Consider the following 15,191-nt stretch of genomic DNA (forward strand, 5'->3'; position numbering starts at 1 on the left):
AAACTATAGAATCTGCTGTAGCTCTTTCAATTCCATAAACAACTCTTATAAAAGCAGTTCCCCATGCATCGGCAAATCCTTCCATTGGAGCAACCATCATTCCAGCAAAGAAACTCATAACCAATAATTTTTTATTACAAATAATTGCCTTAATATCCGTCCAAACATTAGCAGTTTTACTGGTAGACATTTTAGGCAAAACTATGTAAGTTGTAGCAGCAAGAATGAATCCAGCCATTACCAAGCTATTAACGGCCGCCTTAACACCAACAACATTAATCATTACTGTAAGTGGCTTTGATATATAAACTGCCGTCAATAAACCAACACATACTAAAGCTCCTAACATCATAGTGAAATGCTCTGGAAATACAGCTCTAAATATTTGAAAAGCCCCAACTATGGCTGCCGAAGTTCCCACTCCCACAAAAAACCTACCAAGAATAACTAATTGCCAATTATCACTAGCTGATATAGGCAACAAACCAAGTGCCACAACAACAATACTAAGTGGCATCACAATTTTCCCACCAAATCTACTTAATAATAAACCAAATGGAATTTGCATTAATATATAACCCACATAATAAATACCCGCAAATTCACCAAATTCTATTGCCCCTACCGAGAATTGCTGCATCAATTCTGGCATAATAATATTAGGCAATAAACGTGAAATATATTGATAACAATAAAATAAAGTAATAAACAACCAAACAATCATAGCTGTTATAATACCTTTTCGACTCGTCATAACATAAACCTTTCCAAACAAAATTAAGAACTTGAGAATAAAATATATTGTAAAAAAAGCAAGAAGATACTTATAACCAACCATCTTAACTAAAATTTAATTATTTAATTTTATCCTCTTAATATTGAAAATATTGAAAACATTTAGTAGATTAGAGTAATAAGATGGTTGATATTTTTAAAGTTTACAGAAATCTAAAAAAACAAGAAAATCTTAATGCAGAAGAAACTGCATTTATAAATACTGTAGATAATATTGCAAAGCAATATCGTATTAGTCCAAATATTGACATTACAACAATTCTTGAAAATTATAATGACTCTCTTATGAAACTCGTAATCTCAGGAAAAAAGCCAAAATTCACACTTTATACACTTCTATCAAAGGGTTTTAGTAAAAAAGAGATCACACCTGAAAGCATTGAGTCTTTTTATACTGAATATACGAATTCTTTTAAAACAGCAGAATGCACAAAATCTATGGATCATATTGTAGCATTTGAAGCAAAATCACTGAGTCAAGAGAAGTTCGAATTAAAGGAAGAAGAATTCATATCTAGACTTGATAGCACTCTTTCTAAACTTAAGGAAATAAAAATTAAATTCATGGAGTCAATTGATATAAGAAGTAAAGAATCTAGAGAAGCAATATTAGCCAAACTTGACCAAAAAGTTTCTTCTTCATATATGAAATATTGCGACAAAATGATGGAAGAATTTCCTGAGAGCGCCAAGATAATTGAGAAAATAAATAATTTTATTGGAAGCGAAGAACACAGGCAAACCCTTACAAAAATGAATAAAGAATCTAAAACTAATAGCTATATTAGCCCTATAAAAGTTTTCACACAATCTTCTGAATATTTAAAATCTAAAGAAGAAGAGAAAAAAGCGTTTGCTCTTGCAAATTCTCCAACGGGAAGACTTCTTTACAACCACAAAGAAAAAGATAAGGTAAGAATAAAGAAAAGCAATGATCTAATAACCTCTTATACAAATAGACAAATAGAAGAAATAAGCATCTCTAAAGACAAGCCAGAAGAACTCTTAAAGCGATTTATAAATGGAATTAACGCATATAATAGACAAGAACTATCTGATGAAATAAGAAATGCATGTCAGAGATATTCTGAATCATTAATACAAAAACACCCTGAAATTCAAGATTCTACAAATGAAATAAGAGAATATATAAACTCCGATACATTTAAAACTTCTATAGATAGAGATATTATTAAATCATCAAAAGAATACTCAAAAAATCAAAAATTACTAAAAGGCAACATAAAAACAGCTAATGAAGAATTAGAGAAAGCCGTTATTTCTTTATCACCACCTCCTTTATTATCCAGACCAAATGCAAAATTTGATAAAGTTATCCCTAAGGGAAACGCTGCAGTTATAGATAATTTAAAAATTCTTGTCGACCGTCTTAAAGAAAAAAAAGAAAGCATCCTAGCTAAAGTAAGCACAGAACATCAAGAAAATATGAGCACCGAATTAGACAAAAAGATAGAATCTTTATATGAAAGCCGTAAAAATGAACTAGCAACTGAAGCCGGCAACAAAGCAATCATAGAAAGCATAGATAAATTTACATCCTCAGAGAAAAATATCTCTAAAAACAAACACGAAGTAATAAAAGAATTTAAAGAACAATATGGGTCTAAACAAAGAGATGCAAACGAACGTCAATTAGAGATGGCTAAAATAGCAAAACAAAAAGTTATTGAAGAGCTTAAAGAATATATCATCAACAAAAATGCTAAGAAGAAGCCTCCGCAAAAAGTTAATAATATGATTCAATCATATAATGAGCTTCTTAATAAAGAGCATAAAATACAACTTTCTGATATTGAAGAAGAGGCAAAGAAGTTAGCTACTGAAGAGATCAGAAAAAAAAGATCACGCTTTACTGGAATAATACAACATATTGCAGGAACCTCAAGCGCAAGCAAAGTAGAAGAAATAGTAAGTAATTTAAAAGGAGTTATGCAACATAGCAACCTAACAACTACCAGGCGCCCCCCCTCAATAAAAGGAAGAACCCAAAACACAAGACACTAATACATTCTTTTTATACTTTAACCGTGGAACGAACAACATTTAAAGAATATCCTGCTGAACGAATAGTTCTAATAAGAGATGTTTCATCTTCATCTTCTTTCAAAGCTGACCTAAGTCTATTAATGTGAACATCTATTGTTCTTGGCTCGACTTGACTGCCATATCCCCAAACATGATTCATAATATGTTCACGAGATAGCACTTTACCCGGAAGCTCTAAAAAACACTGAAGAATTTTGAACTCTGTTGGCCCCAAATGAATAGCTTTCCCCAAACGACTAACCTTAAAGGAACCCACCTGCATTTCAATGCCATTATAACTTAGAATTTTATTATTAGTGTATGAAATCTTTTCATTAGCAAGAGCCTTTACTTTTGATACCATTTCACTTGGTACAAATGGCTTTAATATATAATCACTAATATTGGTATTACCTTCCTGAGAGTTTTTACTTACCAAAATAATATGAATATTCTTAGTTTGATATTTTGCCTTTAAATTTGCGCATAAAACATTAACGCCAACCTCACCAGGGATATCTTCATCAACAATCAAAATACTTGGCTCAATCCTCTCAATAGCTATAAAAAGGTCTTCCGTATTATAAGAAGAATTTACAATAAATCCATGACGCTCAAGATGGTAAGAAAGAACAGTTAACGTTGGATTATCTTTTAAAGCTAACAAAATAGATATCATATCACCTTCTCAATTGCATCGATCTTCAAAAGACCTTAATATTAGTTACCTAAAATTAATAACCTATATATTAATTGCAGTCAAGAATTCTAAGATAAATATAATGTATTTCCCTTAACATGTGATGATATTGCATCAATTGAATTTTTTATGAACTGTTTTTGCTGCTGATCAACCTTAGTATAAGGCAACATATCTATGCTTGCAGACACAGCGAGATTAACTGCTTCCAAGCGCAATTCAGACAAAACCTTTTGCTCACTACTATGAATTTTATTAAGAATATTTTGAGTTCTAGCCTTCAACTTTATTGAAACTTCCTGCTCAGCTTCTTCTCTCAGTTGCTTTATTTCTAAGTCAGCCGTTTTTAAAATATCCTTCACCTTTTGCTTAGAGGAGCGATGAAGCAATCTATACTCTTTAAGTAATGCATCAGCCTCTTCACTTATTGTAGAAACTTCTTTAAACTTACTGTCAATAGATTGAACCTTATCTGATAAGGCCGATAAAGCAAAAGACTTTACGTATTTAAACACCAAAGAAACAAAAATTACTATAGATGCAGCCAACCAAAAACTTTCATTAAACACCATGACCACCTTTAGACTCAATCTGTTTTAATATTGCTTCTTTTGTTACTTTAATATCAAGCAAACTAGATAAAACTTCCTCGGCAGCCTCGGCAGCAATTTGATTAACATCATCTCTTGCTTCTTTTTTATACTCTTTTAGTTTTTGCTCAGACTCACTTATAATTACTTTCATACCCAACTCATGTTCTGTGAGTTTATGATCCATAATTGTAGATATCTCTTTTACAGACTCTGAAATCATATTGCTTTTTGTTTTCATAGCCTGGTTGATAATTTTCTCATAATCATCTTTTAATCTAGAAGCTTCTTTCCTGTTTTTTTCAGCCTTAGATAAAGCATGAGATATTTTACTATCCCTTTCACGAAAAATCTCAACCATTTTCGGCAAACAAAACCTATTTAATATGAAATATAGCAAGGTAAAGCTTACTACAAGCCAAAACAATTGGGGTAAGAATGTGGATATATCAAGCTGAGGCATATCTATTTAAGAAAACCTAATTATTTAAAAAGTAAAATTAAAGCAACACCTAGTGCAAAAATCCCCATAGCCTCTGCCATTGCTGCACCAATAATTGCACGTGCAAATAATTTGTTTTCTTGAGCAGGATTGCGAGCTATCGCATTAAGCAAGCTTGAAAATATATTTGCCACTCCAAAAGCAGCACCTAACATTCCAAAACTCATAAGACCTATTGCAATATATTTCAATGAATCTGCATCCATATTTTACTCTCCTTAAAAATTAAAAATTAAATTACTAACTTAATATCAGCACAATATAGTTACATAACTACAACTTTAATGCAAGTTAATGGCGTCATTTAAATATACGCATGTCAATATTGTAAATAGATAAGCTTGTAAAATAGCAACAAAAAACTCAAATCCTACCATCACCACCATAAATGGTATTGGGAGAAACCCATACACCCCCATCATCACAACAAATCCAGCCAATACTTTTAGCAACACATGACCGGCTATCATATTTCCAGCCAAACGAATGGATAAGCTTACAGGACGAGATAAAAAAGAAAACAACTCAATCAATATCATTAATGGAGCAATATACAATGGAGTTCCATGCGGCAAAAATAATGATAAAAACTTCAATCCATGTTTTACAAATCCAGTAATAGTAACTGCAGCAAAAACCATCACGGCCATTACAAAAGTTACTATCACATGACTAGTGACCGTAAACCCATAGGGCATCATACCGAGTAAATTCAAAGTTAAAATAAATGTAAATAATGTAAATATAAACGGAAAGAATGGCTTGCTTGATTTGCCAGCTGCTTCATAGAGTGTATTATCAATAAATTCAAACACTATCTCTGCCGAGCTTTGCAATTTATTTGGAACTATAGTCGCGGACTTAAATGACAAATAAAAGAATCCCGCCACTAAAACCACTGCTATTAACATAAACACCGCAGAATTAGTTAAACTAACATCATAACCAAATAGAGATATATCAACCAATGATTTAACTTGAAACTGAGCGAATGGATTAAGTGACATTTTTACTCTTTTTTATTATTTGTATTTATTATAAATATTATAGAAAGCAGATATTAAACCAAGAATTAAAAAGAATAACAAGAACAATACTTTGGTATTAAAATACTGATCAAGATAATATCCAAAAAATCCCCCCACTCCAATACCAGCAAACAACTCTGAAATTACAAAAAACCCCGTGTCAAAAGAGCGGTTTTTTTTATCATTCGAGATAAAATGCTTTTGCTTATATTTAAATAGCTTTTTCTCTAACTCTTTTAGCTTATCCAAATAAAAAACAAACCTTTTATAAAAAATTTTTATACTTTAGTATAGTATGAATAGCCGATTAATCTGTCAAGAAGGAATAAACTATCTAGAATAATTATTTATACCAATACTAATATTTTTATTATAAGACTCAAAAGCAGAGTTATATCCATAATACAACCTTTTAACTTTCTGAATAATCCCTTCCTTAGATCTACTGCTTAAAGGATGAAAATACATTGGAGGAAGAGCAATATCGATTGTTGACTTAGAGCGCTCATATAAATGTTCTATTAATGCAGCAGATATATCCAATGTCTTTCCTTTTGATATATACTTCTCAATCTTATTAAGAACTTCATCTAAAACATTATGATTAGGCTTTGAAGCAATAAAATTATTATCTACTCTTAACCTCAAAGAATCTGGAATTATAGGCAACAACCCTAAATACAAATCATACTTATTATTTAACTCATATAAAGTTTGCCTAATCCTTAAATAAAGGTGATTAATATAAATTCCCCCATATTTAGTAATAATATTAATAGCCAAATAAAATTTTCTTTCTTTATCATTTGAAAAAATTTTTGATTTACTAATAATCCCAGGAAATTCACTCTCTATTAGATCGTTATTCCATATAACCAACTTAAACCCAGGATTATTCTCCTTAAAAGAATTAATATAATCATCTGATATTACATCATCATAAGCTATAAAATGTACTAAGCTATCTATCTTCGACACCTCGTTAAAAGGAAGATTCCCACTAGGGGAATTATCATTATATAAAGATTCTAAACCTTTAAATAACACCTTATCTTTTTTAGATATATCATCATAATAACTTTCAAACTGCTTATCATAAAAACCAAATCCATCCCTAAAAGACACAAACTTCATCAAAGAATTCTGCTCAAAATAATCATGATAGGAAAAAGTTTCTGGTTGAACATCATAAAAAACACAACATTTTTTACTGCGCTTATATACCCAATTTGAAATTGGATCCTGAGAATAAATATTAAAGATTTTGCTTATATAAGAAAAAGCAGAGCTTTGAATCCTTTTAAAATAATTATTATGAAAATCATCCAAGAAAAAATACTTAATTGGATAAAAATAAGTAACAGGAAGGGCTATTGCATTATCCTCTAAAGAAACCTCTTCTAGAAAAGATTCTGTTAAAGGCCCCATAGACCTTTCAATCGCCAAATGATGAATGTCTTTATCTCCAGATCTATTAAATTTGTCTTCCACCTGATCCCAATGATTTCTTACATTTTCTAGCAGTTTCTTTATTACTTTATGCTGAGGGGCGCTCGCCATAACAGCAGAAGCTATAGTTGGGCTCCCCCAATCCAAAGGGAATTCTAGCCCAAAATAAGCTTCATATAAATGATTAAGATCATCAAAAGGTTTTATACATCTAGTATCCATATCTATATAAACTCCTCCATAATCTTTAAGAATCTGATACCGCAAAATATCTGACTTCTCAGCTAGGCTTTTGGTATCATCATATAAATCCCTATTTTCAAAATTTAGCGCATCAATTTCCCTTTCCGTCCATAGTCTATAATCCCAATCAGGATGCAAATCTTTACAAGTTTTTTGATAATATTGATATATTGGAGGAATAGAGCCACCAATCCAAATCTGATGAATAATTTTAGGAATATACGGATCTAATCTGTACTTCTTTTTAGAAGGTTTGTTTTTATTATAAAGATTTCTAAAAAAGTCCATCCTTTCTTTTGAATATGGCCTTTGAAAATAAATATGATATTCTTTTGGGTTTTTTATTCCCATAGAATAATCAAAATCTACATCTATAAAACCTCTGTCATTGGCTCTAGAGTCAAAAGAAGACAGTAAAACTGCTAGCACTATAACACCAAAAACAAGAAAATACTTGTTAAATTTACAAATTAACAACCTGAACACTCCACAAAAACATAATTATTTTCATAATGTTACAAACACCTAAAATTATCCTTTTTTAAAAGCCTTTATATAACAAAAATCTATGATAAAATATAATAATCATATATACTATACATTCTAAGGTAATTTCATATATTTCATATAACTTATGTTAACAAAAACAAGTAAAAACTTAAATTCACCGACTTTAAGTCGTGTATTACCAGTTAATACCCTAGCTGAACAAATGATTCTTGGTAGTATCCTTACCAATAATGAGTATTATAATAGGGTAAGTGATTTTCTTCAAGCAAACCATTTTTATGAACCTGTTCACCAAAGAATCTTTGAAGCAATCACCATATTTATTGACAGAGGAATGCTGGCTAATCCTGTAACTTTAAAAAATCACTTTGATCAAGACCCAACTTTAAAAGAAATGAATCAGAATGATTATTTAAGTCAACTATCATCCTTAGCTACTACCATAATTAACATCAATGATTATTCAAAAACAATCGTTGATTTATCTATTCGTCGTAACCTAATTAACGTTGGAGAAAACATAGTAAATGATGCTTATTCACCAGAAGTAACTTCAACCTCTAATGAACAAATAGAACGAGCAGAACAAGAGTTATTTAGTCTGGCTAATATAGGCAAAGAATCAAATTCTAATCTTCGTGCTATAAAGTCTTCTCTAAATGAAGCTCTCAATAAAATTCAATTAGCATTTAAAAGAAATGAGAAAATAACTGGAATTTCAACGGGATTCATAGATTTAGACAAAATATTATGCGGACTGCAAAACTCTGATTTATTAATTTTAGCTGCACGCCCTTCTATGGGTAAAACAGCTCTAGCTGTAAATTTAGCTTTAAATGCCTGTCAATATTTACATCATCAAAACGCAAAAAATGATGAAAATTTAAAATCATCAATTGGCTTCTTCTCCCTTGAGATGTCAGCTGAACAATTAGCTACTAGAATGATGTCCATTAGCTCAGAAGTTAACTCTAGCAAATTAAGGTCAGGCCAAATCACCGAAAATGATTTTATAAAGATAGTTAAGGCCAGCAAAGACCTAGCTAATTTAGATTATTTCATTGATGATACCCCTTCTATTTCAATTGCAGCACTTAGAACTAGAGCTAGAAGAATGAAAAGAAAACATAACCTCTCCTTACTTGTAATAGACTATTTACAGTTAATAAAAGGATCATCAAGAAATGGCGAAGGAAGCAGAGTACAAGAAATTTCTGAAATAACTCAGGGATTAAAAGCAATAGCAAAGGAGTTAAACATTCCTGTAATTGCTTTATCTCAGCTTTCTAGGGCCGTAGAACAAAGAGAAGATAAACGTCCTTTATTATCTGATCTTAGAGAATCTGGTAGTATTGAACAAGACGCTGATATTGTAATGTTTATTTACAGAGACGAATATTATTTAATACGGAAACAACCGCAAGAAAACACAGCAGATCATGAAAAATGGCAATCGGAGATGGACAAAGTTACTCACACAGCAGAAGTAATCATTGCAAAACAACGTAATGGACCAGTTGGTAGCATCAAATTACATTTTGATTCTAACATCGGTAAATTTAGTAACCACATAGATATGTAACCACATGAACAAAAACGAATTTTCTCTTAATAAAATTTCTATAAATTCTACAGCAATAGCTGATAATTACAAAAGAATTAAACAATCTATTGGCAAAAAAGTAATTTGTGCAGCTAATATTAAGTCTGACGCTTATGGAATGGGATTAATGAATATAATGCATCCTTTATCTAAGGCTGGATGCAATAAATTTTTTGTTAGTACTATAGATGAAGCACTAGAACTTAGAGATTTCTCGCTTACAGATGAAATATACGTATTAAATGGCATTTATCCTGGAGAAGAAAACAGTTTTGCACAAAATAATATAATCCCTGTTTTAAACACCAAGGAACAATTCGAACTATTTAATAATTATTGTAGAAAAAAAAATAGAAGTTTTGCTGCTGTTTTAAATATAGACACAGGTATTAACATCATTGGCTTTCCTTATAAAGAAGCTTTAGAGCTTGTAAAACAAGGATATTTCAAACAAAAAATCACTATTTGCTTTATTATGAGCTACTTTGCATCTAATTCTCAAAGTAATAATCCTTACAATAAAAAACAATTACAAATAATGAAAAAAATTCAGCAGGCTTTTGAATTACCTATTTCTTTTGCAGGTAGCACAGGGACAATGTTAAGCAGCGATTATCACTTTGATATTGTAAGGCCTGGATTACTACTATTAGGATATTCTAATAGTCTAAAAATCAAGCTACTTAACGCAATTACACTTACTAGTAAGATTATACAAATTCGTGAAATTCAGGAAGATTACATTAGTGATTATGAAGAAAGTTACAAACTAAATAAATCCAGTATTGTAGCTACCTTACCTATTGGTTATGGAGATGGGTTATTGCCAGCCTTAAGCAACAAAGGAATTTTTGATATTAATGGATATCCTGCTCCCATTGTAGGAAAAATATCTATGGATCTTACAATGATAGACGTTACAAAAATACCGAAAGAATATTTATATATAGGTGCTGAAGTTGAATTATTAGGTCCTAATTCTACAATTCAAAGAATGGCTAAACACGCTAATACCAGCTATAACAATATAATAACTTCTTTAAGCTCTAGAATACATAGAATATATAGGTAATTAAGGTATTTATGGCGTTGATAGTACTAAAATTTGGCGGCACTTCTTTAGCTAATATCAAACTAATGAGGAATGCTGTAGAAAAAGTAGTTAATCAAATAAAACTAGGCAATAAAGTAATTGTAGTAGTATCTGCAATGGCTGGAGTCACTGATCATTTAGTTGATTTGGTAAACGAAATAAGTAATTGCTCCACCCCAGATAATTTAGCAGAATATGCAAACGTTATCACCACAGGAGAACAAGTCTCAGCTGGATTATTTTCTCTGCTTATACAAGAAGAAGGAATAAAAGCTCGATCATGGTTGAGCTGGCAAACTGGAATTATCACTGACAACAATTTAGATGATGGACATATAATTGAACTTAACTGCAAAAAAATTCAAGATTCTTTTAAAGAAGGATATCAAGTTGCAGTAGTTGCTGGTTTTCAAGGAGTAACATTAGACCAAAGGATTAGCACCTTGGGTAGAGGAGGCTCTGATACTAGCGCAATTATTTTAGCAGGTTATTTAAAAGCTCAAAGCTGTTATATTTATACTGATGTAGAGGGAGTTTTTACTGGAGATCCTAGAATAATTGCTAAAGCTCATAAGATTAATCATATCAATTACGATAAAATGATTGCTTTTGCCAAAGCTGGAGCAAAAATTCTGCAGGAGAAATCTGTTAAATGGGCCAAACATTACAATGTTAAAGTTCACGTATTATCAAGCTTTACTGGAAACCAAGGAACTACAATAACACACTTAGATGACAATCTCCCAGTAGTTGGGATTGCCCTTGGCCAGGAAATCACAGATAAATCTAATTTAGATATTGCTAAAATTTCAATAATAGGTACAAATATAGAGTATAATTTAAAATTAATAAAACATTTACAACAAACTTTAGAAAGAGCTGGGATAGATATTTTATCTACTAAAGCCTCTTCTACAGTGCTAAGATTTACAGTAAATGATGAGCATAAATTTGATGCAACTAGAATTTTGCATAGCGCTTGTTATTTGAATTAAAATACTAAATTAAAGTAAAAAACATTATGACAAATCTATCTTATATTTGGCAAAAAGGTCAAAAACTTCTAGGAACTAAATATGCTATTTTAGGGGGAGCTATGTCTTGGGTTTCAGAGCATAATTTAGTTGCAGCAATTTCTAACGCTGGTGGATTTGGAGTTCTTGCCTGTGGATCCATGAGTCCGGATCTACTTGACAAAGAAATCAAAGCAACTCAAAAGCTTACTAAACTACCTTTTGCTGTCAACTTAATTACCATGCATCCGGAACTTGAACAACTAATTGAAACCTGCAAAACTAATAATGTTACTCACGTGGTATTAGCTGGTGGCCTACCAAAAGATTATATGGTGAATACCCTAAAGGCTGGAGGGATTAAAGTTATAGCCTTTGCTCCTGCTTTAATTATAGCTAAGAAATTAGTTAAAATGGGAGTTGATGGAATTGTAATTGAAGGAATGGAAGCCGGAGGACATATAGGCCCAGTTTCAACCCTAGTTCTAGCTCAAGAGATTATTCCTGCTTTGAAGAATATAGTTCCTATCTTCGTAGCCGGAGGAATTGCAAGAGGCGAGGCAATAGCTCAATTTTTAAAAATGGGAGCTGCAGGGTGCCAACTAGGAACAAGATTTGTCTGCGCAAACGAATCTATAGCTCATGAAAATTTTAAAAATATTTTTCTAAAATCTCAAGCTAGAAACACCACAGTATCTCAACAACTTGATGATAACTTCCCCGTGATTCCTGTTAGAGCGATTGCCAACAAAGGAACCTCCGAGTTCAATCAAGCACAAAAGAAAGCTATTGATGCTTACCAAAGTGGTCAAATCTCTAAAGAAGAAGCTCAACTAATGATAGAAAAATTTTGGGCTGGAGCATTGAAAAAAGCAGTTATTGACGGAGATGTTGAATTTGGATCAGTAATGGCAGGACAAAGTGTTGGTATGATATCGTCAAAACAAAGCGTGGCAGAAATCATAAATGAATTAGTAACTCAGACCTACGAAGCATACTAACTAGCGTGATCTGATTAAGGCTTTATCTGTTACCTTACCATTTAAAATCTCTTGGACTACATTTCTACCAGCTCTACGTTGAATAATATTTTGAATGGCATCATTAATGCTAGATTGCTCAACTTTACTCCGATGATTTATAACGAACCCAGCCTGCATCATCTTTAAAGCTAAATCATTCTTCCTTAGCTTTAAAGCATATTCCAGAGGAGAACTGCTCTCAACCATAATACGCCCCCTACCTAAGGACTTATTTAAACTATTCAAAGAAATTATTTCATTAATGTCATTATCATCAATGGCTCTCTTCATAAATAGATCTAAATTTTCTGGAGTCGTTTTATTTGCCTTTCTATATTCAGATACGGTCTTATAATCTTCTTGTGCTATCATGGGAGAAGTCTCACCTTCAAGAGATTCTTTATTTCTTCTCATAGTTATATCTTTATTATTTAATAAACTAGAAATAACCTCATATAGCTTTCTAGAAAACCTGCTAGGATTCTTTTCCATATATTCAAGAGCAATCTCAATAGACTCTGGTTTAAAAATTTTATTTTCTGGAGCTTTATACTCCTCTAACTTATCTTTTAAAACAGAAATGTTATCTTTATGGCTATAAGCCATCCTTAACAGAGCTTTCACTTGTTCCTGAGTTATTACGCTCTTTATTTTTGACGAGTTCTTCATTGCTACCATAGATTAAATTATTTTCTTGCTATATTAATTATCTAAGGATCTCATTAAATAATGAAAAAATAGTTAACATCTAAATATATAAGTGTTTTATGCTTTTGATCTTATCGCCAAACCTTGATTTTTATTTAAAATATCCCCAGCCAAATATAACGACCCACAAACAATAATTCTAGCAACACCTGTTTCTTTTTCTATTATCGTATATAAAGCCTCGTCAATGGAATCATGGGATGAAGATGGGATACCCAATTTAGCAGATTCTTTTTCTATAAAATCCCCACTATAACTAGATGGCTCTGCTTCAATCAACACCCCAGCTAAATGCTTAATTTTTCCAACGAAGAAATTTAAAAAACTTGTACAATCTCTCCCTCTAGTCATACCAAAAATCATATAAGTGGGAATTTTTTCTTGCTCTTCTAACCATACAGACAATACATTAGCTCCTGCATCATTATGAGCACCATCTACCCATATTTGTATAGTTTGTGGCAATTGACTTACAATTTTTCCTTCTGTTAGTCTTTGTAATCTTGCTGGTATAATGGCATGAGTTACACCATAAGCAATATGATCATCAGTTATATTAAATGATATTAAATTTAACGCCGCAGTAATAGCAATTCCAGCATTTATAAATTGATGAATACCTTGTAAATTTGGTATCGGTAATTTTATAGTTTTTCCCCTAAACTTATAAACCATAGCATTTTCATCTGGCTCCACAATCCAATCATATTCATAAGAATAAACCAACGCATTATTCTTTTCTGCTATACCATGCAACACCTTGATAACTTCAGGATATTGATGACTTATAACACATGGACAATTAGGCTTAATAATCCCTCCTTTTTCATAAGCAATACTTATAATATTATTTCCTAAAAACTCCATGTGATCCAAAGAGACACTCGTAATTACAGACATTACTGGAGTATCAATTACATTAGTAGCATCTAATCTTCCACCAAGCCCCACTTCCATTATTAATATATCTGCTTCTTTTTTACTAAAAGCAAGAAGAGCTGTAGCGGTTGTGCCTTCAAAAAAAGTAGGATGTATATCTATTCTTTCTGCTGCAACTCTACACTCTTCCGTAACTTCATAAAGAAATCCATCATCTATATCACTCCCATAAACTCCTATGCGCTCATTAAATCTTACTAAATGCGGAGAAGTATAGGTATGAACTTTATAACCAGCTGCCTGAAAAATAGATTTTAAAAAAGCTGCTGTAGAACCTTTACCATTAGTGCCTGCAACATGAATCACTGGAGGTAATTTGTATTGTGGATTGTCTAAAGATTCAAGCAAGGATTTAATTCTATTGAGCCCAAGATCTATTGGTTTACTCCCCATAGGAATAGGCCAATGCGGCATTTTTACCATATTTGTTCTCCTTTGTTTTTTCAAGAAAGTATATAATACAGCCTTGAAATTTAAAATATATAACTTTAGCAATCTAATCTATTTATTGACAATAATTATTTTCCACAATAATATCAAACACCATCTTCCGGGGTCATAGCTCAATTGGTAGAGCGTTAGGATGGCATTCTAAAGGTCGGCGGTTCGATTCCGCCTGGCTCCACCAGAAGATACCAGCCCATTCTAGATACATAAACATAAAAATATCTTTCATTTTTTACAAAAAACAACCAATAAATGTTAGTATCTTAACCAATTATTAACTTTTGTCTTGTATGAACATTAATATCTTAACTATCAGACAATAAAACAACCAAACATGTGTGCTAAAATAAATATCACAGAAGATCTTACTTATAGAGCAATATGCAGTGAATGTAACCACCTAGATAAAACATCTAATAAATCATTGCCTTATAATCAACATGATCTACAAAAAAAATTAACTGGCTATTTGGTAAGAAGATTAAGAATTTCATCCAATAGAA

General features: G+C 31.6%; 14 protein-coding genes and 1 tRNA gene. 6 read left to right on the top strand and 9 right to left on the bottom strand.

The annotated features are described in order from the left end of the window. Positions 1 to 754, bottom strand: a 754-nt coding sequence (locus tag N4A31_04995) for an MFS transporter (protein ID MCT4635578.1), incomplete at its 3' end; no start/stop codon positions are given. Positions 755 to 918: 164 nt separating this feature from the next. Between N4A31_04995 and N4A31_05000 the strand changes: the two genes are divergently transcribed. Beyond that, positions 919 to 2,820, top strand: coding sequence for a hypothetical protein (locus tag N4A31_05000; GenBank protein MCT4635579.1), 1,902 nt, complete (start codon positions 919 to 921; stop codon positions 2,818 to 2,820). 10 nt (positions 2,821 to 2,830) lie between these two features. Here the strand turns inward: N4A31_05000 and N4A31_05005 are convergent, their stop codons facing one another. The 6 genes from N4A31_05005 to N4A31_05030 all read right to left on the bottom strand — a co-directional run bounded on the left by N4A31_05005 (position 2,831) and on the right by N4A31_05030 (position 7,782). Continuing rightward, on the bottom strand, positions 2,831 to 3,520 hold the full coding sequence (locus tag N4A31_05005) for a winged helix-turn-helix domain-containing protein (protein ID MCT4635580.1): 690 nt from the start codon (positions 3,518 to 3,520) through the stop codon (positions 2,831 to 2,833). Positions 3,521 to 3,609: 89 nt separating this feature from the next. Beyond that, positions 3,610 to 4,113 (bottom strand): hypothetical protein, encoded by a 504-nt coding sequence (locus tag N4A31_05010; GenBank protein ID MCT4635581.1) that lies wholly within the window; start codon positions 4,111 to 4,113, stop codon positions 3,610 to 3,612. Beyond that, positions 4,103 to 4,594: a hypothetical protein gene (locus N4A31_05015; GenBank protein MCT4635582.1), complete on the bottom strand. Its 492-nt coding sequence runs from the start codon at positions 4,592 to 4,594 to the stop codon at positions 4,103 to 4,105. Before N4A31_05015 ends, N4A31_05010 begins: the two co-directional genes overlap by 11 nt. A gap of 20 nt (positions 4,595 to 4,614) precedes the next feature. Further along, on the bottom strand, positions 4,615 to 4,839 hold the full coding sequence (locus N4A31_05020; GenBank protein MCT4635583.1) for a F0F1 ATP synthase subunit C: 225 nt from the start codon (positions 4,837 to 4,839) through the stop codon (positions 4,615 to 4,617). A 75-nt stretch (positions 4,840 to 4,914) separates the two neighbouring features. After that, a complete protein-coding gene (locus tag N4A31_05025) occupies positions 4,915 to 5,640 on the bottom strand; it encodes a F0F1 ATP synthase subunit A (protein ID MCT4635584.1) in 726 nt (241 codons plus the stop codon). Between the two features lie 351 nt (positions 5,641 to 5,991). Further along, positions 5,992 to 7,782: a hypothetical protein gene (locus tag N4A31_05030; GenBank protein ID MCT4635585.1), complete on the bottom strand. Its 1,791-nt coding sequence runs from the start codon at positions 7,780 to 7,782 to the stop codon at positions 5,992 to 5,994. A 205-nt stretch (positions 7,783 to 7,987) separates the two neighbouring features. On the opposite strand from N4A31_05030, the gene N4A31_05035 reads away from it, so the two are divergent. Genes N4A31_05035 through N4A31_05050 form a run of 4 tightly spaced genes read left to right on the top strand, consistent with a single transcriptional unit; the run spans position 7,988 to position 12,573 of the window. Continuing rightward, positions 7,988 to 9,445: a replicative DNA helicase gene (locus tag N4A31_05035; GenBank protein ID MCT4635586.1), complete on the top strand. Its 1,458-nt coding sequence runs from the start codon at positions 7,988 to 7,990 to the stop codon at positions 9,443 to 9,445. Between the two features lie 4 nt (positions 9,446 to 9,449). Further along, positions 9,450 to 10,538 carry an alanine racemase gene (gene alr, locus N4A31_05040; GenBank protein MCT4635587.1) on the top strand — a complete coding sequence of 363 codons (1,089 nt, stop codon included), beginning with the start codon at positions 9,450 to 9,452 and terminating at the stop codon, positions 10,536 to 10,538. A gap of 11 nt (positions 10,539 to 10,549) precedes the next feature. Next, on the top strand, positions 10,550 to 11,554 hold the full coding sequence (locus tag N4A31_05045) for an aspartate kinase (protein ID MCT4635588.1): 1,005 nt from the start codon (positions 10,550 to 10,552) through the stop codon (positions 11,552 to 11,554). 26 nt (positions 11,555 to 11,580) lie between these two features. Beyond that, positions 11,581 to 12,573 carry a nitronate monooxygenase gene (locus N4A31_05050; GenBank protein MCT4635589.1) on the top strand — a complete coding sequence of 331 codons (993 nt, stop codon included), beginning with the start codon at positions 11,581 to 11,583 and terminating at the stop codon, positions 12,571 to 12,573. Here the strand turns inward: N4A31_05050 and N4A31_05055 are convergent, their stop codons facing one another. Continuing rightward, complete coding sequence (locus tag N4A31_05055; protein MCT4635590.1) at positions 12,574 to 13,272, bottom strand: hypothetical protein; 699 nt, start codon at positions 13,270 to 13,272, stop codon at positions 12,574 to 12,576. An 87-nt stretch (positions 13,273 to 13,359) separates the two neighbouring features. Beyond that, complete coding sequence (locus tag N4A31_05060) at positions 13,360 to 14,664, bottom strand: bifunctional folylpolyglutamate synthase/dihydrofolate synthase (protein ID MCT4635591.1); 1,305 nt, start codon at positions 14,662 to 14,664, stop codon at positions 13,360 to 13,362. Between the two features lie 129 nt (positions 14,665 to 14,793). Between N4A31_05060 and N4A31_05065 the strand changes: the two genes are divergently transcribed. Then, positions 14,794 to 14,869 (top strand) — tRNA-Ala (locus N4A31_05065). The last annotated feature ends 322 nt before the right edge of the window (positions 14,870 to 15,191 follow it).

Source organism: Rickettsiales bacterium, from assembly GCA_025210695.1.
Taxonomy (GTDB): Bacteria; Pseudomonadota; Alphaproteobacteria; order Rickettsiales; family CANDYO01; genus CANDYO01.